We start from the raw sequence: 24,131 nt of genomic DNA on the forward strand, positions 1-24,131 counted from the left end.
TTCAAGTGTACTTATACACCTCATTTGCTCGTTTTGATCACTTCTGGTGAATTCAAGTGTACTTATACACCTCATTCGCTCATTCAAGTCCACATTCAGTAAGTTCAGGGATATTGGGCCCATGCTTAATTTAGCGTACTAAGATCACTCCTTCGGGATAAACGGTTTTGAGATTTTTTGGAATGTTATGTATTTCGCATCACGCTTAAACAGCGGAGAGGACGGAACGCCCCGTGGAAAAGCGATAGCGGTCGCCTTGGTCTCCGGATTTTCACCGCTAAGGGGAATGAAAAAAATCTGGAGACCACAGCGATTGGAACAACGGTCCGTTCGCGGAGCGTCCACCCAAGCGCCCACATTGATCCTTCTCGAAATAAAAAAGGGGGGTCTCCTCCACCGAACGCCAAAACAGCCTTCCCGAAGGAAGGCTGCTGTTGTGACGTCCCGGAAGGGATACAGCCCTTTCGGGCTGATTGCGAAGTAATCCTATCGAAGCTTATGCTCCAACGTCCCCTCGCTGACGCGACTCGGTTCTCATCCCCCGAACGCCAAAACAGCCTTCCCGAAGGAAGGCTGCTGTTGTGACGTCCCGGAAGGGATTCGAACCCCCGACCGTGCGCTTAGAAGGCGCATGCTCTATCCAACTGAGCTACCGGGACATGTAGGATAACATTGTATCATTTGAAGCTTTGGAAGAGATATGTATTAACGCAACGTTATTTATTATACCTGATTCACCAGAATTAGCAAGACCAAACTCTTCCAGTTAAGAAGCTTCCCGTGATCTCATACGGAAAGCTCCTGCTCTATAGTCAAGCCTGGACATGACCTGCGGAAGCTGTGGGCTCAGGGAACCTGCCGGAAATGCTCACCCAGCTGCCGCTTCAGATCGCCGAAGATCAATAGCTCGCGCTGGAACTTGGAGCGTTCATCCTCCGGGGTCATCACCGTGCTGCCGGCGAAGCCGCTGACCGTAACGTCCTGGAAGGCATCATGCAGATTATTGTCGAACCAGTCGGTGGCCGTATCCGCATCATTCGTCAGAATCCGGACAATTTCAAAGCCCTCCTCGCGCTGATCCTCAACAATATACACCAGCAGCGCGGAATCGCCCACAGCTCCGGGCAATACGCCAACCTCTGCGCAAGGCGCACCGTCGTAATCAGTCATTCTGCGGATTTTGGCGTCTTTAATGTAATACACTTGTCATCATCCCTCCTGGCAAATTTCCCTCTCCCCTAGTGTTCGGATAAGGACATACATTTTATCCCTTCAATCGGCATATATCTGTATTACTTGGCAAAAAAGAAAGGACAGACAACAATCGCACAAAAGAGAGGATGAATCAGACATGTGCGGAATAACCGGATTTGTCCAGTGGCGCGGTGATCTTACAGGGCACTCGCAACTGCTCGTCAGAATGACCGAAACGTTAGCCAACCGCGGACCGGATGCAGCCGGAACCTGGATTTCAGGGCCCATTGCCTTCGGACACCGCCGACTCAGCGTCATCGATCCCGAGAACGGTGCACAGCCGATGATTGCCCGCCATGAGGATAAGTTGTACGCAATAGTATATAACGGCGAGCTATATAATGCCCCTGAGCTCAAAAAAGAGCTGAAGCAGCGCGGGCATCATTTTCTCACGGAATGCGATACCGAGGTTCTGCTGCATGCCTACATCGAATGGGGGCCGGATTGCACGGAGAAGCTCAATGGCATCTTCGCCTTTGCCGTCTGGGACAGCTTGCGCGATCAGGTATTCCTGGCCCGCGACCGTCTGGGCGTGAAGCCGCTGTTCTACAGCCAAGTCGATGACGTCTTCGTCTTCGGGTCCGAGCCCAAGGCGCTGCTGCAGCACCCCCTCGTCCAGCCGAAGGTCGGGCCGGAGGGTCTGGCCGAGATTTTCATTATCGGTCCGGCACGGACTCCGGGACAAGGGGTATATAAAGATATATTCGAGCTGCGCCCCGGTCATGCCATGATTTACAGCCGCAGCGGAATCCGCAGCTATGCCTACTGGAAGCTGGAGAGTGTCCAGCATACCGATAACGTGGATGAGACGGCAGCACGGGTGCGTGAATTGCTTCAGGATACGCTGGAGCGCCAGCTGGTCTCCGATGTCCCGGTATGCTCGCTGCTCTCCGGCGGACTCGATTCCAGCGCCCTGACCGCGCTTGCCGTAGATTATTACAAGCGGACCGGCCAGGGCCGGGTCGATACCTTCTCGGTCGATTATGTAGACAACGATAAGCATTTCAAAAGCCATACCTTCCAGCCCGGAGCCGATGGTCCCTGGATTCAGCGGATGGTCGACGAGCTGGATACGAACCATCACTTTATCGCTTTTGACACACCGGAGCTGGTGGCCGCACTTGATAATGCCTTATACTCCCGCGATTTGCCGGGGATGACCGACGTGGATTCCTCACTCTATTTGTTCTGCCAGGAGATCAAAAAGAAGGCCACCGTAGCCATCTCAGGCGAAGCAGCAGACGAAATCTTCGGCGGCTATCCCTGGTTCCACCGCGAGGAGATGTTATCTTCAGGTACCTTCCCCTGGTCAGTGGCCCCCCATATGCGTGCTGGATTATTATCGCCGGAAATCCATGAGTGGATACGTCCGCTGGAATATTTAGGTGACCGTTACAGCGATGCGGTGGCTGAGGTACCGAAGCTTGAAGGTGAGACCGGCAAACAGGCACAGATGCGTGTCATGTCCTATCTCAACATTACCCGCTTCATGCCTACCCTGCTGGACCGCAAGGACCGGATGAGCATGGGCGTGGGACTCGAGGTACGCGTTCCTTATTGTGACCACCGGCTGGTGCAATATGTTTTTAACATTCCATGGGAGATTAAGATGGTAGGCAACCGGGAGAAAGGCATCCTGCGCAAGGCGCTGGAGGGTGTACTGCCGGACGATGTGCTCTACCGCAAAAAAAGCCCTTACCCCAAAACGCATAACCCTGCTTATCTGAACAAGGTGCGCTCACAGGTGCTGAGCATTCTGGACGATCCCTCCTCCCCCATCCTCCCGCTCGTTGATCCGGCCAAAATCAGAGAAATCGCCGCATCGCCAGAGTCCTCGACCAATCTGCCGTGGTTCGGCCAGCTGATGTCCGGCCCGCAATTATTCGCTTATCTGGCCCAGGTCAACCTGTGGCTGAAGACATACAATGTGTCGATCGGCTGAGTTCAAATCAAGTGGAAACGGCTCTGCCGTGGTTCGGCCAGCTGATGTCCGGCCCGCAATTATTCGCTTATCTGGCCCAGGTCAACCTGTGGCTGAAGACATACAATGTGTCGATCGGCTGAGTTCAAATCAAGTGGAAACGGCTTTGCCGTCCTTTTAAAGGACGGTACCGTTTCAGCGAGAAATAGAAGGATAATTTATAGAGTGAAACTTATAAATTCTTATATTTTGAAAAAGGTGCCCGCCCAGAATGTACAGCACACATTCTGGAGGGCACCTCTTGTATAGCAATATCTTCATCAATCTATCTGAACCCTAGAAATTAAAATTATCCGGGTCCGGGCCGAAGCGGTGGTTCTGATTCAGCTCCTCTATGGCCTTAACATCCTCATCGCTGAGTGTGAAGTCGAAGAATCCGGCGTTCTCGATAATCCGCTCCTGATGGACCGACTTCGGAATGGTGATGACACCCTGCTGCAGATCCCAGCGCAGAACAATCTGTGCTGCCGTCTTGCCGTAACGCTCTGCCAGTTCCTTCAGCAGCGGCAGGTCCAGATTCCCCTGCATGAGCGGACTCCAGGCTTCCAGCTGGATATCATGCTTCCGTGCATACTTCAGCAATTCACGCTGGGTCAGCAGCGGATGGAATTCCACCTGGTCCACCACCGGGACCACTCCGCTGTCCTCGATGATGTCCTCCAGATGATGCGTCTGGAAGTTGCTCACCCCGATGGACTTAACCAGCCCTTCCTTTTGCAGATGAATCAGCGCTTTCCAGGTTTCTTTATATTTGCCGGCTACCGGCCAGTGGATCAAATACAAATCTACCTGCTCCAGGCCCAGCTTCTTGCGGCTGACTTCAAAAGCCTTCAGTGTCGATTCATACCCCTGATCCGGGTTGTGGACCTTGGTGGTAATAAACAGCTCTTCCCGGGGGACTCCGCATTCACGGATCGCCTGCCCCACACCCTCTTCATTGTTATAGCCGGCAGCCGTATCAATACTGCGATACCCCGTCTCCACCGCAGACTTCACCGCGCGGATAACCTCTTCGCCATCCTTGGTCTGCCATACGCCAAGACCCAGCCACGGCATGGTCACTCCATCGTTCAGGGTAGGCCCGCCTGTAAATGGTGCATTCTTTTCACTCATATCGATACCCTCCAAGCCTAATTTGAATTCAACAAGCTTCCTTAACCGTATTACCGCTCTCATAATCATCCGATTGTGAAATCCGTTCACCGTTACAGCGAATAGGTTGCCAAATCGTGAAGATTGTATGCCTCTTATGTACGAAAATGGAGTACAGCCCCTTCCCGGCCGCACTCCATTACATAACCCACTTATTTCTTGTCAATCAGCTTGAAATCGTCAAAATGGAACTCTGGAGACACGATGCAGGAGACGAGTGACGGTTCTTCGCCTAGCGGACGTGCGGCCTGCCATACACCGGGAGGAATCACTACCTGCGGCTGCTGGCCCGCAGCGATATCCAGACCCAGAATAACCTCCGTTACGTTCTCCGGCTCTGCGCCGTTGCCTCCCAGACTAAGCACGATCGGGCTGCCGGAATGATACAGCCAGATTTCGGAGGACAGCACAGTATGAAAGTCCGAAGTCTCGTCAGCATGAAGCAGGAAATAAATCGATGAAGCTGACGCGCGCGGGCCCGAATAAGCCTCGCCCAGCGTGTCCTGAGGAATCTCAAAGGGAGAATTCCACAGTCTCTTGTACCATCCGCCTTCCACGTGGGGCTGTAGCCCCAAGGTTTCTACGAGCGGGGAAATTTCTTTTTGCGTCATGGGTTCTTCTCCTTCAAGTCTTGCACAGCGGCAAAACAGTCTTCATAAGCAAAGGCTTAAGAGGTACAAGAGTACCTGCTAAGCCTCGGCCTGATTGTGTTATTAACTGTAACGGATACGGCAGCAATTGTAAATTGTCTTACGCTTATTTGCCTTCTTTGCTAGCCTTGAATACTTCTGCAATCGCTCCCAGGCTGCCCAGCGTCTCCACCGCACTAGTCGGCAGGAATATTTTGTTCGCAGGTCCCTTGGAGATGTCAGTCAAAGCTTCAAAAGACTGATAAGCCAGCACTCTTTCATCCAGTCCAGCGCTGGCAATCATGGCAATCCGGGCCTTCTCGGCCATCGCCACAGCTTCGATCGCCTTGGCCTGGCCGAGGGCTTCCAGCTCCTGTGCCTGACCGAGACCTTCCGCCTGACGGATGCGGGCTTCCTTATCCCCTTCCGCCTTCAGGATCTTACTCTGCTTATCCCCTTCGGCACGAAGGATCATATCCTGCTTGGCGGCTTCCGCCTCCAGGACAATCGCACGCTTGCTACGTTCGGCCTTCATCTGTTTGTCCATGGCTTCCTGGATATCAAGCGGCGGCTTGATGTCAATAACTTCGACACGCTCAATGCGCACGCCCCACTTCTCTGTCGCTTCATCCAGCGCGAGACGGATGTCGGAGGAGATTTTTTCACGGCCGGACAAGGTTTCATCCAGCTCCAGCTTACCGATAATCTGACGCATGGTGGCTGTGGAGATATTCCGTACCCCATACACATAATCGGAGATACCGTACGTTGCTTCTTCCGGACCCACTACCTGATAGAAGATAATCGTATCGATCTGCACCTGTACGTTATCCTTCGTGATTACCGTCTGCGGCGGTACATTCGCCTGTTGAATCCGCAGATCATGATAGACCCGCACCTGATCAATGACCGGAATCAGAATATTCAGACCTGGTGTGAGCAGGCGGTGGAATTTACCCAGACGCTCTACCACTCCAACTCTTTGCTGCGGGACAATCTTGATCGTCATTGCGATAAATACTACGACAACAACAATAATAATTCCGATAATTATCAATTCCATTAGTACATATCCCCCCATCGTTCTACTTCAATAATGGTCGTGCTTCTTCTTACTACAATTACCTGCTGGCCTTTGCCCAATGCCACTGTAGAGGTTGCACTCCATGTATCGCCGCCAATCTTGACCTGCCCATAACGGCCAGGCTCAATCGGTTCAACGACCAGACCTTGCCTGCCGATGATCTCGGTACCCGTATCCTTGAAGCCCCGCGCATTGCGCAGCCGCTCAGACAATGGTTTGGTGAAGAACGTCAGGGCCAGGGCTAACAGTGAACCCGCTACGACCTGCAGCAGCCATGCATCCGGCAGCACAAGCGCAACCAGTCCGGCAGCCAAGGCTCCCAGGCTAAGCCATAACAAATAGAATGTAAACGTAAACATCTCTACAACAAACAAGACGCCAGCGGCAATCAACCATAATACCCACATACTCATTGGTGAACCCACCACCTTCCGCTATATACTACTATAACGAAATAATCGGCATCACGTTTCACAAAATTTTTGGAGGCCGGGACAGCCGCCTGTCTGTTCATTATATTTCAGCCTGTGGAAGCTTATGAACCTTAAGCAGGATACAGGACGGCTAAATTGTATTTAAACATAAATATATCCAATCGAAGCTTAAAAAACTCACTAAACATAATTCCGTACCCGAAAATCCTGCTTCCAAAACCTCCAAGGCACGGAATCAGCTATAAATATGGTGCAAACCACCATGCTGGGACGGGAATCTGAGATTCTGCGGGGAGTGAAGCGGTGAGGGGCTTGACGGGTGGGTGAATAGTTTCGGCGGAATGATTACATTGAACAATTACACTGGACAATAATACCGGATTGTTGCGACAACTTGAAGTTACTTATCTGTTCGGTTTCGAGCGCGGCGGATGAAGCAGGTGGATATTGTACACCTAATTAAGGTTCATTATGAAACATATAGAAGATAATTGGAAAAACAACACTAAATCGGTCCGTTTTCTCGTGAATCGAGAGATTTCGGCGGCTTAACTATACTTTTTCCAACTGCTTCCTTCAAGGACTACGTTTCAGCGAAATTAAATGCCTTTTTTCCAACTGTGTCCGCTCACTATTCATAATAACAAGCAGACTAAACAAACAGGACCGCTTGTAGCAACGTATCATTCTAAAAAACGGCGCCAGCTTAAAGCCGGCACCGTTCCTTCTTCTATGCTTAGGCATAGTCATGCTCTATGGCTGAATTTCCGCGCTGTCCTCTCCGCCTTCAGTTCAGCTTCCAGAGCGCAGGAGTGACATTCGGCTCCCAGCCGGCAAGGGCGGTATGCGCCTGCAGGCAGGTGTAGGATTGCCCGTTGTAAGTTACGATACTGCCGACACTATAAGCGGCACCCGCTTTCCAGGCAGCAACGCCTGGGGTAGCTGAAGGGACTGGTGTCACTACCGGCGTAGACGTTGGCGCTATTGTCGGCGTAGCCGAAGGGCTTACTGTCGGGAGTGGCGTAACTGTTGGCTGCGGAGTAGCGTTACCGCAGGTACCGGTCACCCGCCACACCCCGAAGGCACCGCTGAGATCCGGCCGGTCTCCCTGCGTCCACCACTGGGCCTGATACAGCAGTCCGCCGTAGGAGACCTGCTGGCCTTGCGTGTAGACAGCGACTGAGCTCCAGGCGGCCGCAGAGCATTGCCCCGGCGTTGCCGTCGGTGCCACTGTCGCAGTCGGCGTGGCCGATGGCTTCACCGTCGCGGTCGGTGCCACTGTCGCAGTCGGCGTAGCTGATGGCTTCACCGTTGCGGTCGGTGCGACTGTAGCGGTCGGGACCGGCGTAGCCGTTGGGGTCACCACCCCGCCACCCAGCTCTGCACTGAGCTTGGTCTGCAACGTCTTGTTGCGGTCTCCGCTGGTCTCCCAGAACATCGCCCCGGCCAATCCTTTGCTCTTGAGATAACTGGCTTTGTACCCGATGGATTCGGCATCATCATAGCTGATGAAGGTCTGGTTGGACGGGTTATAGAGATAAGGGACCTTGGAGGTGTTGTTCCAGTAACGGGTATAACCGTTCTTATTGATATAATTGGCTTCCAGATCACTGAAATCGTAGTTGCCCTTCTCCCAGGTCCCGGTCTGGGAGATCCCGGCGGACACCTGATATTGCCCGTTCCCCGTAGCAGGAGCCCCTCCCCAGCCCCGGCCGTAGAACGGCATACCGAGCACCAGCTTATTAGCCGGTACGCCTGTACTCAGATAGCTGGTCACCGCCTTGTCGATGTTATAGTTCGCCGGCTCGGTCAACCCTGACGAAGCCGCTGCCGGGTCATAATACAGCGGGGCATTGTGGCCGGTAGTAGGGTTCCAGCTGCCGTTAAAGTCGTAGGTCATAATATTGATCCAGTCCACCACGGAGGCGATTCCGCTGAGATTATTATTCTGGATGTAAGTCGGACCTGCACCCGAGGCAATGGTCAGGAGATACGTTTTGCCGTCGGCGGCTCCGGCGGCATTCAGCTTTTCCCGGATCTTTTGGAGCAGCAGGATATAGTTCTGCTTATCCTCAGGGCGGTAGCTGTTGCCCGCAAGCCCGCCGCTGACCGGGTATTCCCAGTCCAGATCGACGCCATCCATCTTGTATTTGCGGATGAAATCCACGGAGGAGTTGGCGAAGACTTCACGGGTTGCCGCCGTGGCAGCCACATCCGAGAAGCGGTTGGACCAGGTCCAGCCCCCGACAGAGATCATGGTCTTCAGATTCGGATTCTTCTCCTTCAGCTTCCAGAGCTGCTTCAGATTCCCTTTGATCGGGTCATCCCATTTGTCATCGCCGAAGCTTTTCTGGGCATCGATCCAGGGATCGCCCAGCACAACGGTGCCATTGGGGACGCTGATCGCCTGCCCCTGCTCGTTCTGACAGGACCAGGTGACCGGATTCGGCCCGGTGGGGTCGGGATTGCCGTGTATTCCGTTCCAGCAGATGTCGGCAAAGGCATAGTTGATGACATTCATTTTGCCAGGATCGATATCCGTTACATTATAAGCCCGGCCGTAGGCGGCCCATGAAGCATAATAACCGACAATCTTGTAGTCACCGGCTGCCTGAACAGTTCTGTTATTTGCACCAAAAGCCGAAAAAAGAGTAAGGAAAAGGACTGCCGTCAAACCAAGCACAAAGCATTTGCTTTTGATAAAGGCCATTTCGTGATTACCTCCCCGGTTCAATGCGTAACCTGTAAGCCTGCTTCATGGACATCCAGTCGTCTCTGCCATCAAGGATATTAAGTGACCGTTCTTCCCTTGCTGCGAATGAGAAAGCTCAGCGTTCACCTCCCGGACCCGATTGGCCTTGACCTTCACCCTGTGAAACTATTAAATTCCTGGCAGTCTGACTGGTAGACTAGCAATAGACAGCTCAAAAAAGCGCAGCTCAGCAGCATACGGATTACTCGCTCCGCTGCGGCCTACGTTGTTGTCTGGTACAGGTCAGGGTGGGTAGAATGCGGCGATTTGCGGGAGGATGCAGGATCTGCGAAGGGGTGAAGTCAACTCTTATTCTCATACAAAGCCGGAGGATATGCTAGGGATAAATTTCCATAATCAGGGGGGATTATTATCTAAAAAAACAGGAAGCAGCCCCAAGCATAGTCTGCTTAAGGGCTGCTTCCAGGGTTCCAAATCTTCTATTGACCGCCGCTCTGCGCGGCAGCAAGCTTCTCGGTCAGACGCCGCAGCGCCGTCCCGCGGTGGCTGATCGCCTGCTTTTCCTCAAGCGTCAGCTCAGCCATCGTCTTCTCGTATTCCGGGAGATAGAACAGCGGGTCATAGCCGAAACCGCCGCCGCCCGCAGGCTCCGAGGTAATCCAGCCTTCGACCGTACCCTCAGCCGTCCATTCCCGGCCGTCCGCCGGATCATAGAGCGATAGGGCACAGACGAACCGGGCGGGACTCAGCAGCGGTTGTCCGGTATCCTCACCCTGCTTCAGCCGTTCCAGCTCGCTCATCAGCTTCAAGTTATTCGCCTCATCATCCGCTGCCTCACCGGCATAGCGGGCCGAATATACGCCAGGGCTTCCGTCCAACGCCTCTACGCAGAGACCAGAATCGTCCGCCAGCACCGGCAGTCCAAGAGCATCCCCTACAGCGCGGGATTTCTTGAAGGCATTCTCGGCAAAAGTGGCCCCGTCCTCGACCACATCCGGCAGATCCGGGTAGTCATACATGCTTTTGACCGTGAGTCCCAAGGGAGCAAAGGCATGCTGGAACTCCCGCACCTTGCCTTTGTTCTTCGTCGCGACAATCAGAACTCCGCTGCCGGACTTCATCCTACACCTCTTGGCCGGTCTGGCCGGCAGGGATTTTGAGCGCGATGGCGCCAAGCACTTCTTTTTGCACAGCGATCAGCTCGTAGATCCCCTTCTCTCCGAGACCGAGCAGCTGGTCCAGCTCCTGGCGGGTGAACGGCCGCTCTTCGCCCGTGCCCTGAACCTCAACGAAAGCACCGCTGCCCGTCATGACCACGTTCATATCCACCTTCGCCTTAGAATCCTCTTCATAATTCAGGTCGAGCAGCGTCTTGTCGCCGACGACACCCACACTGATAGCCGCCAGGTAGTCCGTAATCGGGAAGACCGTCAGCTTATTCTGGAGGGCAAGCTTGTTCATAGCGAAGGCCATCGCTACAAAAGCACCCGTGATCGAAGCCGTCCGCGTTCCCCCGTCTGCCTGAATTACATCACAGTCCAGCGTAATACTGCGTTCGCCGAGCGCCTGCAAGTTCACCACCGAACGTAAAGCCCGTCCGATCAAACGCTGGATTTCCATCGTCCGCCCGGTCAGCTTGCCGCGTGCGGCTTCACGCTGGTTACGGGTCTGGGTCGCACGGGGAAGCATCGAATATTCGGCGGTTACCCAGCCCTTGCCTTGTCCTTTCAGAAACGGCGGGACCTTCTCCTCCACGGTTGCCGTACAGATGACCTTAGTATCTCCCATCTCAATGATGACGGAGCCTTCTGCATATTTGTTGGTCTGGGTCGTTATCGTTATTGGCCGGAGCTGATCTTCGTTGCGTCCGTTTGATCTCATCTTTTCTGCCTCCTACATCGTATAGCGCGAAGTTTGTGTATACATTCATCCGTATCTTATACGCAGAAACGGGTGCCGCCCCCTATGGAAGAGAACGGCACCGCTGCTCCTGACCCGTTATTCGGATGAACAATACTTTATTCTATCAAAGAGTAGGCACAAAAGCATCTTTTTAAGCCGGGGGGATTCGCTCTAAAGCGGCAGCTCGTTGACATATTCCGGCGCGGAGACAGGCTGGCCGTAATCGACGTTATTGGTGCCCGTAACGGTATCCTTGCCATTCAGGCGGATCTGTACCAGCGAATCATCTGTATTCTGGGCCACCGTCAGCACAACCGACTCCAGCATCTCCTCAGGAATGCTTGTGCTGCCATCGAACATATCATCGGTCAGCGATACGGTAACCACTCCGTTCTGCCCTGCTTTTACGGAATCGACCACCGTTCCCTGCGTCATGACCATCTCCAGACCGTTCTCGGACTGCGGTCCGGCAATCAGCTCGCTCAGCGCCGCCTTCACCGTATCCCCGCCAGCGGGTACAAACCGGGTAACCGGAACATAATACTGATGGCCACCATCCGGTGAGGCTGCTGCGAAATAGACTGTAACTGCGCTGGAATTCATCATCAGTGCGTTATGCTTCGGCAGGTTAATGCCCATCGTACGGGCCAGCGGGCGGTCCAGCGGTGTGCCTTGCAGCGGCATTTCAGTCAGTTTTTTGCCATCGACCCAGAGCTGTACTCCCTTGATGTCATCCTGCCCGGTCAGTGTCCAGGTCAGTGCTTCGAGAATTTTGCGTTCATCTGCAGGATCGTAGTCGTTAAAAGCCGAGTTGAATTCAACAATGGCGACATGGTCCTGGCCGACCGACACCTGTTTCACTTCCGTCCCTGCGGGCAGTACGCCTTGGAAGCCCTTAGGCAGTGCAGATGCGTAATCCCCCTTGCTGACCAGTGCCGTGAGGGAATTCTTCAGCATGACTGTGTCCTCGCTTTTCGGAAAAGACAGAGCCACCGGAGCCAGCAGACCGTTCTGATCCTCCAGATACACAGTGGTCCGCTCACCGGCTACAGCAGGCGCACCGGTATCTTTCACCCCGGCAGACAGATCCGTCTCATCCATGGAGGCCGGTCCGAATACCCCGGTATCCAGCGTATCTTCCCCGCTCACTTGCAGCATTTGCGCTTCTACGGCGGCGGGAGGCGGGTCCACAGCAGCGGATTCTGAACCGAACAGACTGCAGCCGGAGAGCACAAGCGGAACGGCCAGCAGGCAAGCCGCAGATGCCCCGCGGAGGTGTTTCACTGGTTTCATCAATCTTCATTACCCCTTTCAAGCGTTAAGATCAGTTTGTACTGCTATGTATACGAGCCCTGTCTCCAAAAAATAACAACAGCTTATCCTAAATTACAGAAGTTCTGCCGGACCCCTTGCTTGGGGGCGGACACTGCTGTGTTCATCCAAGCTCAGCCTGCCTGCGGGATACAAATCCGGACGTTTCTGGACATCGGTCTGCCGCTTGCGTACAATTTAGTACATACCCAAATCACATCCGACTCACGAATGGAGGACTTCCTATGACTGATGCCAAAATTCCTTACAGCCTCAACAGCAAAGCCGTTGCCGAAGCGACCCGGTACTGGCTGCACAAGCGCGGGGTCACCCTGGAGGAGATTGCCGAGCTTGTCATGATGCTGCAAAAGAAATACTATCCGGGCCTGACCATGGAGGAATGTATTCATAACGTTGAGATGGTACTCAGCAAGCGTGAGGTGCAAAATGCGGTGCTGACCGGCATCCAGCTCGATGTACTGGCGGAGGAGGGCAAACTGTTCTCGCCGCTCCAGGATATGATTGAGAACGATGAAGGATTGTACGGGGTAGACGAGATTCTCGCCTTCTCGATCGTTAATGTATATGGCAGTATCGGCTTCACCAACTATGGTTACGTGGACAAGCTCAAGCCGGGTGTACTGGAGAGGCTGAATGACAAAACCACCGGCCAGATCCATACCTATCTGGATGATATCGTAGGGGCTGTAGCCGCAGCGGCGAGCAGCCGGATTGCCCACCGCAAGCAGGCGGAACGTGAGCAGGAGCTGGGTCTGCCCCACGCCCCGGAGGACGCGGAAGAGGCTGCACGGCGCAGCCGGCTGGAGGAGACGTTGCCGGAATAAGACAAGAGCTATTATTTATAAAAAGGAAAGGTGCGAAGTGTGCATGACCTATTCGTTCGTAGTGGAGCCGCTGGCTGTCCAGGATTTCGAGAGTGAGGATGAGCGGATTGAGCGGTGCAAGGAATGGAATCTTCTCCCCGGTTCAGCCACCCGGGTCAAGACTTATCTGTACAAGCGGCAGGGCCTGACCCTGCCTTGTGAAATTGTAGGGTTCGTGGATAATCAGACGGTGGTGGTCCAGTTCGAGAATAAGCAGCAGCATTGTATCCACCCGGCCTATCTCAAAGAAATGCAGACCGCCAGCTTCGGCCAGCGCGCGCAGGCGGCGGCGGATGCACGGTCCGAGGACCCGGCAGAAGCTGCCGGAGAAGCCGGGTTGCTGGAGAACCAGCCGGTTGAGGGTGATGCCGAGGTTCGCGGTGAGGCTGATGTGGAGGGTGCGGGAAGTGTTGGTGCTGCGGGGGGCGATGCTGCGGAGCGTTTAGAGAGTGGGAGTGCTGATGCTGCGGAAGGCGTGAGTGTTGCGGAGACAGCGGCTCCTGCAGAGAAGCCGCGTAAACCAGCCGCCTCCAAAAAGAAGCCTGCCCTGCAGCTGCCGGAAGACAAGCTCAAGGTTACAGCGGTTGTCAAAGAATTCACGACCGTTCCCAACCACTTTTCAGATAACGATGATGAAGTAATTATCTATGAAAATGTAGCGATAGAAGGGCATGAACTGGCCATTGACGAAGTCTGGTCAAGCCACAGTGCCACGCTGAAGAAGCTGGAGCTGAAGGAGGGCGACCCCGTTTCTTTTGAAGCGAAAATTGTAGCCAAGAAGCTCTCCCAGCATCCGGTCAAATACAAAATCAACAACCCGTCCAAGATGAAGGTGATTCAGCCGGATTCTTAAGAATGGGAATAATCGCAGGCCGCTGGACGACACCGGCAGCTCATTGTCTAGGCAGAGCGTCCAACGGCTGCGGTCCCATCTGATTGCGATCGAGGAGGATAGTGATATCCTCTATCAGCTTTTTGGCCGAAATAGGCAGCGAGTGTGTAATCCACCATTCCATGACTCCCACAGCAGCAGAGGCCATAAAATGCAGCAACATCTCCTTGTTCATCCCCCGGTTCACACCATCCATATCGACCTGCTCCGCCAGTCCTTCCATCAGCATTGCATGCAGACGGCTTCTTAAGGCAGGAATGCCGCTGTTATTAATTAATGTAATGAAGACGGTGGCATGCTGCTCCACATACTCAGCCGTACGCAGCAGAGGACCGGAAGAGGTGAAATCCAGATTCTCCTGGACGCCCATACAGCGGTCACGCAGCTCCGTCATTTCCTTCTCAACACACTGATCCAGCAGATCATATTTGTCTACAAAATGCAGATAGATAGTCCCTCTGCTGACATTAGCCCGCTCCGCAATCTCATGTACCGTAATCTGCTCAAAGCCCTTCTCTTCCATCAGACTAAGAAACGCCTTAAAAATAGCCTCCCGCGTCTTCCCGATCCGCCTGTCCACCGCCATCCCTGTTACCTCTCCTTCGCCTGAGCACTATAGTTGCATTCATTATATTTAACAGTTGTTCAAAAAACAACAGGCGTGTAAAATTCAGGGGCACTTGTGCTCTTCATTTTCGCTCCCCGCCGACTTTTGGCTAATTCAGGTGCACTTGTGCTCTTCATTCACGCTTCCCGCCGACTTTTGGCTAATTCAGGTGCACTTGTGCTCTTCATTCACGCTCCCCGGCCACTTTCGCCGAATTAAGGTGCACTTGTGCTCTTCATTCAGACTGCTCAAAGGGATTTATCCCTTTCATTTCGGACCATCCGCCACTTTCAGCTAGATCAAAGGGATTTATCCCTTTGAATATCACATCTCACCACTTACAGCTAACTGTGGAGGAGGAATGAGTAGTGTTGTTGACAGGCTGCAAACTTCACCAATAAATTAGTCATTTCTTTCAGGTGTTCCAATAGTCGAGGTTTCCAGAAGAGTGTGAGGGCAACAATAGGTTAATGAGCGGTTTTCGGTCAGCAGGTTGTGTGCAGCGGGGCATCAGCAGCGGGTATAAGCGGAGGGTTATGAGCATTGAATTAGGGCTACGTGTTGTGAGCTGTGAGTTGCATGTTATGGGCTACGTTTCGTAAGTTGCGTGTAATGAGCTACGTGTAATGAGCTATGTGTGATGAGCTACGTGTGATGAGCTATGTGTGATGAGCTACGTGTGATGAGCTACGTGTGATGAGCTACGTGTGATGAGCTATGTGTGATGAACTGCGTGTTATGAGCCACGCGCATGTGTGATTAACTACATGTGATGAAATGCAGGTTATGGCAGCAGAGTACAATATCTTGTAATCTGCTGCCAGCAGCCTGCACCGTTCCTCGCGCAGGCCTACTCCACAGCCGTGAAAAGGAGGCCGCCGCCAGGTACGGCCTCCGTCTCGGCCGCCCGCCCCCGGCGCACCAGCTCGGCCAGGTGGGCCAGCGCCTCGCTCATGGCGAACCGCATCTGGTGCGCTGTCGCGACCCGGCTGCGGAACAGCCCCTCGCAGACCGCGAACCCGCTCTGCGGTCCGCCTGCGAGCAGCGCGGCTGTAGTATCCAGCCGCTCCTCATGATGCCGGAGCAGGCTGTCCGCCCGCGCCGTGAACCCCGGGAACGGTTCCCGGTGGCCCGGGAACGCCTGTGTAACCCGCAGGCTGCGCAGCTCCTGCAGCCCCTCCAGGAACGTCAGCAGCGGCTGCGGATCGCTGCCCGGCTGCAGGCCGACATTGGGCGAAATCTGCGGCAGCACAGCATCGCCGCAGAGGATCTGCCCGCTGCCGCCGTGGTAGAACGACACATGCCCCGGCGCATGCCCGCCTGTGATAATGGGCTGCCATTTCCGGCTGCCCATCACAAACGGCTCCGCGGCATTGATATAGGTGACCTCAGGCTGCGGGGTCACCTCAGGCAGGAAGCTATCCAGATGCTCCCGGATACCCGCAAGCCACTCCTCCGGCATCCCATGCCGCCGGAAAAAGAGCGGCAGCGCCTCATTCAGAATCGCCGCTTCCCCCCAGGCCAGACCGGCCTCGGCATGCGCCCGTTCGCTCATCCATACCCGCGCTCCGCTGCGGGACTGCATCCAGCCCGCCAGCCCGTAATGGTCGGGATGATGGTGGGTCACCACGATATCCCGCACCTGCGTCCAGGTAAGGCTCAGTGCCTCAAGCACCCCCTGCCAGGCAAGCTCGGCAGCAGGTGTATGCGGGCCTGGATCTATGACCGTAACCCTGCCGTCCTTATCCGGCAGCAGATAGCTGTTAACCTGGCGCAGCGGCAGCCCCATTGGCACCGATACCTGAAGAACTCCGCCGTCCCAAGCTTGAATAATCTCCTTGTTCAACCTTCCTCCGCCTCCTCTAAGCCCTCTCCCTGATGCCATCTCTAAGGTCTACCTCCCATGAAGATCATGCGGGCCGAGGATTCAGCGTTATATTCCTCTTCATCGTAGCCGCCGTGAACAGTATCCAGCCGCAGCCCGGCAGCGGCAAGCATTCTGCGGAAATCCTCCAGCGTGTAGAGCTTTACCCGTTCCTGGCACTTGCGGGCCGGAGCGTTCCCGGCCTTCGAGGTCAGCAGGATATCCTTTTTCACATACCCCTCCTCGATCCGGCGGGTCTCGTCAATCCGAACATCTCCGTCCTCCCGGACCGAATGGGGCACCAAATGGCGGATGACGTAAGCCGGGTTCAGGAAATCAATGATGAACCGGCCCCCCGGCTTCAGCATCCGGCAAATCTCCTTAAGCACCTTAATCTGCTCCTCATCCTCTTCAAAATATCCGAAGGAAGTGAACAAATTGACCACAGCATCGAAGCCGCCCGCAAGCGGAAGCTCCCGCATATCCGATTGCAGCCAGGTAACCTGTTCTGCCCCAGCCTGCGCACGCGCCTCACGCAGCAGCACCTTCGACAGATCCACACCTGTTACTTCATAGCCAGCCTGTGACAGAGCCAGTGAATGGCGGCCCATGCCGCAGCAGAGGTCCAGCACCTTCGCGCCCCGGGGCAGGCCAAGCCACTGGATCATGCTCTCTACCTCATGACGCGCACCGCTGAAATCCCTGTGTCTGTATACAATCAGATAGTCCTCGCCAAAACATTTCTCATACCACTCACTCATCTCTCTTCTAACTCCCTCCATACTCCGCTTCACCGCACGGGCTTATCCCTGTCTCTAATAACGCCTATTGTACCGCCTTTTACTGTAGAAGCCCAGCGAAGTCACAGACCTGCAACACATAATCATTTATTTATAATTAAAGGAACAGGATCACTGTGCGGATAAAAAACGTATGATCTCGCAGCGTATATGTATTCAGTTTTCCGCATAACAAACAGCAGTCCCGGTACTTCCGCCGGGACTGCTGCACATCTCCAGATCCGGTTGTAGGTTCGTTCGCTTAAGCAGAACCCTGATCTAACCGCTGCAGATACACGCGCGCTTCATAAGGGCGTAGCTTCAACTGCTGGAGATCTTCCTCCTTGGCAGGCTCATAATTGGAGATCAGCAGCTCCAGCTTCGCGGCGGGCTGAAATTCCTCAGGCAGCTCGAAGACCGGCTCATGTCCGAAGAAATTCAGAATCACGAGCAGGCGCTGATCCTCCAGCGTCCGGGTATAGGCATAGATTTCGGGATGCTCCTCCAGCAAGAGTCCGTATTCACCATAGACGATGACCTGATGTTTTTTGCGGAGCTGGATGAGCTTCTTATAATAGTTGTAAATAGAGTCCGGGTCCTTGACGCTGCTGGCCGCGTTAATCTCCCGGGAGTTCGAGTTGACCCTGATCCAGGGCGTACCTGTGGTGAACCCGCCTTCCTCGCCATCATCCCATTGCATCGGAGTCCGGGCATTGTCACGGCTCTTGGTATGAATCGCAGCCATGATGTCGGCTTCGGGAACACCGGCGTTGCGCTTTTCCTCATAATAGTTCAAGGTCTCCACATCCCGGTAATCATCGATCGACTCGAAGGCCACATTGGTCATACCGATCTCTTCGCCCTGATAAATATACGGTGTGCCTTCAAGCATATGAATGAAGGTGGCGAGCATTTTCGCCGACGGGACCCGGTAGTACAGGTCATCGCCGAACCGCGAGACCGAGCGCGGCTGGTCATGGTTACACAGATAGTTGGCATTCCAGCCCCGGTTATGCAGGACGGTCTGCCAATCGCTGATGATCGCCTTAAGATCTGTCAGCTTCCAGGGCACCACATCCCATTTCCCGCTGCCCGGCGAGGCGGCATCCAGATTCATATGCTCGAACTGAAAGGTCATATTCAGCTCACGGCGTCCGTCACCGACATAATCCAGCGCCTGCTCCGGCCCAAGCCCCGAGGTCTCCCCTACCGTCATGATGTCGTAGTAATAGAGCACCTGATCGTGCAGATTCTGCAGCAGGGTATGCACATGATTCAGGTTCGAGAACATGTCATAGGCGCGGACCGTCGGAGTACCGCCAGGATTCAGGGCATCCGGATAGCCCTCTGCCTTCACAATATGGGCAATGGCATCGAAGCGGAAGCCGTCCACCCCCTTCTTCAGCCACCACTGCACCATCTCGTGCAGCTTATCGATGACCGCCGGATTCTCCCAGTTGAGATCGGGCTGGAACCGGGAGTACAGGTGCAGATAATATTCATCCGTCCGGGGGTCCAGCTCCCAGACCGAGCCGCTGAAGTAGGATTCCCAGTTGTTCGGGGGGCCGCCGTTTTTACCTTTGCGCCAGATATAATAGTCCCGCTTGGGATTGTCCTTCGAGCTTCTCGATTCCACGAACCACGGATGCTCATGCGAGGTATGATTCAGCACCAGGTCCATCATCAGCTTCATACCGCGGGAATGCATCTCGCGCAGTAGTTCATCGAAATCAGCCATCGTGCCGAATTCCTTCATAATGTCGCAGTAGTCGCTGATATCATAGCCATTGTCATGGTTCGGGGATTTATAAATCGGGCAGACCCAGATCACATCCACGCCGAGCTCCTGCAAGTAATCAAGCTTCGACAAGATCCCGCGCAGATCTCCAATCCCGTCGCCGTTACTGTCCATGAAGCTAATCGGATAAATCTGGTAGACTACGCTCTCTTTCCACCATTTAGGGTTCAATTCAGACGCCTCCGCTCTTGATTCCTGTTGTATAAGACATTTAATATATCTTAACCATACTCACTGAAGTGAATAACAATTTATTTTAAAAGGCATGCGCCGCTCCCTTCGCCATCAAGCTGAGAAGAGCCGTCTTTCATTGAGGGATTTCCAACCTTTTGGATCATTGCTGCAAAAAAATGCGGGGTACCCGATCGGGTACCCCGTTCCTTTACAAAACCCGCTCTCTATCAAGCAGTCGGGTCTGTTTTAACCGGCTATGCAAGCTGTTTAATTACAATCGAAGCATTCACATTGGCTTGCGTCCCTCCAGCCAGCGTCTGCAATGTGACAGCAGCAGACGAGCTGTGATTCCGAAGTGTCAGTACATCTCCAGAGGACAAGGCAAGGATAGCTTGCCCAGTGTTCTGCTGGGTTCCTGCACCTGAACCGTAGACTGTTCCCGGAACCTGCGCCCCGTTCACGAATAAGGCAAATTGGCTGGGCTCCACTCCGAACACGGAGAAATTAACCTCATAACTCCCTGCATTAGTTACCGAAATTGTAGTTGTACCAGGTGCATGTGTAATCCCGGGGGTCAGCAGTCCGTTCGTATCAAAAGACACATCTGCCTCAATCGGCACTACCTGCGCGCCAAGGTTATAGACGTAACCGAACTGGGCAATTCCTCCAGCTGCCCCTGTCGCACCCGTTGCTCCTGTAGCACCTGCAGGCCCTGCTGTGCCCGTTGCACCGGTTGCCCCCGCTGGCCCGGCAGCTCCCGTTGCACCGGCTGGTCCCGCTGGGCCTATAGCTCCCGCTGCTCCGGCTGGCCCCGCTGGGCCTATAGCTCCCGCTGCTCCGGCAGGTCCCGCCGGGCCTGCCGGACCGATGCCGCCTAGCGCCCCGGCGGCCCCTAACGCTCCGGCTGTGCCCGCTGCTCCCAGTGCTCCTTGTGCTCCTGCTGCTCCCAGCGCTCCTGCTGCTCCGGCTGCCCCCAGAAGCCCTGCAGCCCCGGCGGCTCCACGGGCACCTGCTGCTCCGGCCGCTCCGCCTGCTCCTGCTGCTCCCAGTGCTCCCGCTGCTCCGGCCGCTCCCAGCGCTCCCGCTGCTCCCGCTGCTCCCAAGGCTCCCGCTGCTCCGGCCGCTCCCAGCGCTCCGGCGGCTCCCGCTGCCCCCGCTGCTCCCAAGGCTTCTACTGCTCCAGCCGCCTCCAAGGCTCCTGCTGCTCCTGCTGCTCCCAAAGCACCTAATGGAATATTAACGCGGACAATTTGCTTTTTGACAATAATCTTCTTGCAGTTGCATTTGTTGTCCTTCCGTTTTCTCGCGGGACGTTTCGCTCTTGGCAGAGGGCATCCCGTAAGCTCCTCTTTGCAGCTCCGCTTTTTCTTCTTTTGTTCCATACTCCCCATATCCCTCACCTCCTATAGACTCTATGTATCCTACTCCATTTACCCAAGAGGGGCATGGACATTTATCCCGTAGGCATATATTTATTTTGGGTAAACCGGCCTGCGATTGCCCCAGTGATCATATTTGATCGCAGTTCGTCTACTTCTGCTGTACGGAGTGCAATGGAGCCCGTTCAAAATGCAAGTGGAAACGGCTTTGCCGTCCTTTTAAAGGACGGTACCGTTGCAGCGAGAAATAGAAGGATAATTTATCGTGTGAAACATATAAATTCTTATATTTCAAAAAAAAGTATTCCATTGCATAAACTGCAATCGAATACTCATCTAAGCCTTACCGCTCCGGGCAATGCCCCTGGAGGTAAAATATCCTCTTCGAGAGTTCAATGAAATGAGACATAGCAACCGAGTTCTCCTGCCTACAGCAGCCCGACCATCTTCAAGCCTTCATAGATGCCGTCCTCACGGACAGACTTCGTAATGAAGGAGGCGGCCGCCTTCGCTGCCGTCTCGCCGTTGCCCATGGCAATGCCATACCCGACATACCCCAGCATCTCCACATCATTCAGGCCATCGCCAAAAGCATAGACCTCTTCCTTCTCCACCCCGATCACCTTCAGCATCTCCGCGATCCCGTTCGCTTTGGAGCCGTTGCCGGGCAGCACATCCATACACAGCGGGTGCCAGCGGATGAAATTCAGCTCCGGGTACCGCCCGGCGTAGACCACCTGACTCTCCTGCGGACAGAAGATCATCGCCTGGTAAATGTCATTCTTCAGAAAATATCCCGCATCATGCGTTGGAAATACCAGCTTCAGCGAACCGACGCTCGTATTGATGTACTCATGATCGGCCACATTCACTCTCATGCCCGCCGTATCTGTATACGCAACAGGGTGATCCAGCTTCTCCGCGAACAAGGTCAGCTCCTCCAGCACGCTGGTCGCAATCGGGTTCTTGTACACTGGCTTCCCTTCATAGACCACATACTGCCCGTTCAGCGAGACATACGAGTCAATCCCCAGCTCCTCGCGCAGCCCCTCGAACATATAATCCGCTCTTCCGGTAGCAATCGCTACATGGTGCCCGCGTCTCTTCAGCTCCGCTATTGCTTCTCTGGTGGAAGCCGGAATATTCTTGTCTTCATCATAGATCGTACCGTCAATATCGAAAAATATCGTTTTCTTCAAAGTGATGCCTTCCCTTCTCACATACGCTCTGCCTATTTACAGCCTGCTCAAATTGTAACAAAATCCTCCGTCAAAGTGGAGTCTATTCTCCCGGGCACCCTGCCAGACCAGGATATCATCAGCCGTTGTATTCCAAAAAAAGCTGCGCCGCACTCCACATGGAGGACAGCCCAGCTTAAGCATCCGCATATTTAAAAATATATTATACCGCGTTCTGCGCGCGCTGCTGCTCTTCCATCAGCCACTGCAGCAGCATGACTTCCGGCACAGTGCCCTTGCGGGCCTCAGCGTAGGCCCGGACCCTCTCCAGCAGACGGCCGGCCGTCTCGGCGCTGACCGCAAGTCCCAGCTGCTCCAGCACATGAGCCACGCCGCCGCTGCCGGAATGCTTGCCCAGCACGAAGCGGTGCGCCCGTCCAACCACCGCCGGATCGAAGAACTGATACGTCTCCTGCTCCTTCATCAGCCCGTCCACATGAATCCCGGATTCATGGGTGAAGGCGAGCTGCCCTACGACCGGCTTCGCATCACCGACACTGCGGCCGGATGCGGCAATGACCTTGTCCGCGAGGCCCTGGAGCCCCTTCAGCCGGACCGCACATTCCCCGCCGTACAAATAGCGCCAGGCCATGGCAACTTCCTCCATGGCCGCATTGCCGGTCCTCTCGCCGATCCCGGCCACCGTCGTACTGGCCCACACCGCTCCGGCAGCTATGCCGCTGAGCGTGTTCGCGCAGGCCAGCCCGAAGTCATTATGGCAGTGCACCTCCAGCTCCACATCCACAGGCACTTCTCCCAGCAGCCGGCTTACCCGCTCTGCCATCTGGCCCGGATGATGGGCCGAGACGGTATCTGCATACCTGAACCTGCGGATGCCTTCCTTGTATAAGGTATTCACCACTTCAATCAGGAAGCTCAACTCCGCTCTGGAGGAATCCTCCATGCCTGCCGATACGGTCATGCCCTGCCTCAGCCCGTACTCCACGGTACGTAGCAGCTTGTTCAGACCTTCCCTGGGCGTCAGCCCCAGCTTGCCCTGCAGCTGAATCTCCGACACCGGAATGGAGATATGGCTCCAGTTCACGCCGGTAGCCTTGGCCTTGTCAATATCCCCGGGGACTGAGCGGTTCCATGTCATTAGCTTCATGGGCAATCCCAGCTCAGCAACAGCGGCAATATCCTCCTGCTCCCGCTTGCCCATGGCAGGAATGCCTACCTCTGCCTGCTCTACTCCGCTCTCCGACAGCAACTTTGCGATTTCCAGCTTTTCCGCCCTCGTGAATGAAACTCCAGCCGCCTGTTCACCATCCCTGAGTGTCGTGTCACATAGCTTGAGACGTTTCACGGTTTACCTCCCTCTCCGCAGCAAGCGCAATTCGGATTACGGGCAATACGGACGCTATAACAGGCGAAGTCGAGTGAGCTGAAGCGATGCATTACGCCCGCGTAAGTTGTCCCTACCCCTGTAATCCATTTTACGGCCTCCAGCGCTGCCAGACAACCGGCAATCCCGGAGGTGGCGCCCAGAACCGGGAAGCCGAGCGGCTCCCACTGCGGCGGCAACTCCGGATACAGGCATTCGAGGCAAGGAGTAAGTCCGGGAATCACTGTAGTGAGCGATATTTCAAAGCCATACATGGCTGCCTCCACCATCGGTGTATTCGTATCCACACACAGCCGGTTCAGCGCATAACGCTCCGGGAAGTCGTAGCGGGCATCGATGACAATATCGGCTGCTTCTACCCAAGGCCATGCCGCAGGATATTCAATTCTGGAATTATAGCCTTCAATCTCAACATGCGGATTCAGCTGCTTCAGCCGGGCAATCGCCGTACTCATCCGCTCCTGGCCCAGATGCTCACTGTCCATCAGAATCTGCCGGTTCAGATCCGGGGCCACAATCACCCCCTCATGAGCCAGAATAAGCCGGCCCACGCCAGCCGCCGCCAAATAGAGGGCAGCCGTTCCGCCAAGCCCGCCGATTCCGGCCACCATAACTGTCGCTTCCTTCAGCGCCTTCTGCCCGTCTTCTCCGAGCAGCTTCAGCTGCCGGGTGTACCGTTCCAGCTCCAAACCTCCGGCAAGCTGCTCCATT

20 protein-coding genes and 1 tRNA gene are annotated in these 24,131 nt (G+C 54.7%); 3 read left to right on the plus strand and 18 right to left on the minus strand.

Annotated features, from left to right (window positions below; genetic code table 11):
- Positions 1-585: 585 nt before the first annotated feature.
- Both NYE24_RS13160 and NYE24_RS13165 read right to left on the minus strand, forming a co-directional pair.
- Positions 586-659, minus strand: a tRNA-Arg gene (locus NYE24_RS13160).
- Between the two features lie 187 nt (positions 660-846).
- Positions 847-1,203 carry a hypothetical protein gene (locus tag NYE24_RS13165; RefSeq protein WP_342478845.1) on the minus strand — a complete coding sequence of 119 codons (357 nt, stop codon included), beginning with the start codon at positions 1,201-1,203 and terminating at the stop codon, positions 847-849.
- Positions 1,204-1,351: 148 nt separating this feature from the next.
- On the opposite strand from NYE24_RS13165, the gene asnB reads away from it, so the two are divergent.
- Positions 1,352-3,196 carry an asparagine synthase (glutamine-hydrolyzing) gene (gene asnB, locus NYE24_RS13170; protein WP_342478846.1) on the plus strand — a complete coding sequence of 615 codons (1,845 nt, stop codon included), beginning with the start codon at positions 1,352-1,354 and terminating at the stop codon, positions 3,194-3,196.
- Between the two features lie 315 nt (positions 3,197-3,511).
- On the opposite strand, the gene NYE24_RS13175 is transcribed toward asnB, so the two are convergent.
- The 8 genes from NYE24_RS13175 to NYE24_RS13210 form a co-directional block, all read right to left on the minus strand.
- Positions 3,512-4,348: an aldo/keto reductase gene (locus NYE24_RS13175; RefSeq protein WP_036694820.1), complete on the minus strand. Its 837-nt coding sequence runs from the start codon at positions 4,346-4,348 to the stop codon at positions 3,512-3,514.
- A 191-nt stretch (positions 4,349-4,539) separates the two neighbouring features.
- The gene (locus tag NYE24_RS13180) at positions 4,540-4,998 is read right to left on the minus strand and encodes a cupin domain-containing protein (RefSeq protein ID WP_036694819.1); all 459 of its coding nucleotides are present in this window, start codon (positions 4,996-4,998) and stop codon (positions 4,540-4,542) included.
- 145 nt (positions 4,999-5,143) lie between these two features.
- Positions 5,144-6,079 (minus strand): SPFH domain-containing protein, encoded by a 936-nt coding sequence (locus tag NYE24_RS13185; RefSeq protein ID WP_083685599.1) that lies wholly within the window; start codon positions 6,077-6,079, stop codon positions 5,144-5,146.
- A complete protein-coding gene (locus tag NYE24_RS13190) occupies positions 6,079-6,513 on the minus strand; it encodes an NfeD family protein (RefSeq protein ID WP_036694816.1) in 435 nt (144 codons plus the stop codon). The genes NYE24_RS13185 and NYE24_RS13190 overlap by 1 nt, the downstream gene beginning before the upstream one ends.
- 808 nt (positions 6,514-7,321) lie before the next feature.
- On the minus strand, positions 7,322-9,244 hold the full coding sequence (locus tag NYE24_RS13195) for a glycosyl hydrolase family 18 protein (protein WP_342478847.1): 1,923 nt from the start codon (positions 9,242-9,244) through the stop codon (positions 7,322-7,324).
- A gap of 482 nt (positions 9,245-9,726) precedes the next feature.
- The gene (locus NYE24_RS13200; RefSeq protein WP_342478848.1) at positions 9,727-10,368 is read right to left on the minus strand and encodes an XTP/dITP diphosphatase; all 642 of its coding nucleotides are present in this window, start codon (positions 10,366-10,368) and stop codon (positions 9,727-9,729) included.
- Between the two features lies 1 nt (position 10,369).
- Complete coding sequence (gene rph / locus NYE24_RS13205; RefSeq protein ID WP_076159935.1) at positions 10,370-11,128, minus strand: ribonuclease PH; 759 nt, start codon at positions 11,126-11,128, stop codon at positions 10,370-10,372.
- 192 nt (positions 11,129-11,320) lie between these two features.
- Complete coding sequence (locus tag NYE24_RS13210; protein WP_076159938.1) at positions 11,321-12,442, minus strand: GerMN domain-containing protein; 1,122 nt, start codon at positions 12,440-12,442, stop codon at positions 11,321-11,323.
- 263 nt (positions 12,443-12,705) lie between these two features.
- Here NYE24_RS13210 and NYE24_RS13215 point away from each other — a divergent pair, with 263 nt between their 5' ends.
- Together NYE24_RS13215 and NYE24_RS13220 are read left to right on the plus strand one after the other, a co-directional pair.
- Positions 12,706-13,305 carry a phosphatidylglycerophosphatase A gene (locus NYE24_RS13215; protein WP_036694809.1) on the plus strand — a complete coding sequence of 200 codons (600 nt, stop codon included), beginning with the start codon at positions 12,706-12,708 and terminating at the stop codon, positions 13,303-13,305.
- Between the two features lie 43 nt (positions 13,306-13,348).
- Complete coding sequence (locus NYE24_RS13220) at positions 13,349-14,197, plus strand: hypothetical protein (protein ID WP_342478849.1); 849 nt, start codon at positions 13,349-13,351, stop codon at positions 14,195-14,197.
- Positions 14,198-14,237: 40 nt separating this feature from the next.
- Here NYE24_RS13220 and NYE24_RS13225 read toward each other — a convergent pair whose 3' ends face one another.
- The 8 genes from NYE24_RS13225 to NYE24_RS13260 form a co-directional block, all read right to left on the minus strand.
- Positions 14,238-14,822, minus strand: coding sequence for a TetR/AcrR family transcriptional regulator (locus tag NYE24_RS13225; RefSeq protein ID WP_342478850.1), 585 nt, complete (start codon positions 14,820-14,822; stop codon positions 14,238-14,240).
- 871 nt (positions 14,823-15,693) lie between these two features.
- A complete protein-coding gene (locus NYE24_RS13230; RefSeq protein WP_342478851.1) occupies positions 15,694-16,689 on the minus strand; it encodes an MBL fold metallo-hydrolase in 996 nt (331 codons plus the stop codon).
- 41 nt (positions 16,690-16,730) lie between these two features.
- Complete coding sequence (locus tag NYE24_RS13235) at positions 16,731-17,468, minus strand: class I SAM-dependent methyltransferase (RefSeq protein WP_036699931.1); 738 nt, start codon at positions 17,466-17,468, stop codon at positions 16,731-16,733.
- 280 nt (positions 17,469-17,748) lie between these two features.
- On the minus strand, positions 17,749-19,455 hold the full coding sequence (locus NYE24_RS13240) for an alpha-glucosidase (RefSeq protein ID WP_342478852.1): 1,707 nt from the start codon (positions 19,453-19,455) through the stop codon (positions 17,749-17,751).
- A 257-nt stretch (positions 19,456-19,712) separates the two neighbouring features.
- Positions 19,713-20,849, minus strand: a complete 1,137-nt coding sequence (locus NYE24_RS13245) for a collagen-like protein (RefSeq protein ID WP_342478853.1) — start codon at positions 20,847-20,849, stop codon at positions 19,713-19,715.
- Positions 20,850-21,265: 416 nt separating this feature from the next.
- Positions 21,266-22,036, minus strand: a complete 771-nt coding sequence (locus NYE24_RS13250; RefSeq protein ID WP_342478854.1) for a Cof-type HAD-IIB family hydrolase — start codon at positions 22,034-22,036, stop codon at positions 21,266-21,268.
- A gap of 202 nt (positions 22,037-22,238) precedes the next feature.
- Entirely contained in the window at positions 22,239-23,381 is a 1,143-nt protein-coding gene (locus NYE24_RS13255; protein ID WP_342478855.1) for a homocysteine methyltransferase, read from the minus strand.
- On the minus strand, positions 23,378-24,130 hold the full coding sequence (locus NYE24_RS13260; RefSeq protein WP_036695772.1) for a HesA/MoeB/ThiF family protein: 753 nt from the start codon (positions 24,128-24,130) through the stop codon (positions 23,378-23,380). The genes NYE24_RS13255 and NYE24_RS13260 overlap by 4 nt, the downstream gene beginning before the upstream one ends.
- Position 24,131: the final 1 nt, after the last annotated feature.

Source organism: Paenibacillus sp. FSL H7-0350 (genome assembly GCF_038593195.1).
Classification (GTDB): domain Bacteria; phylum Bacillota; class Bacilli; order Paenibacillales; family Paenibacillaceae; genus Paenibacillus_AQ.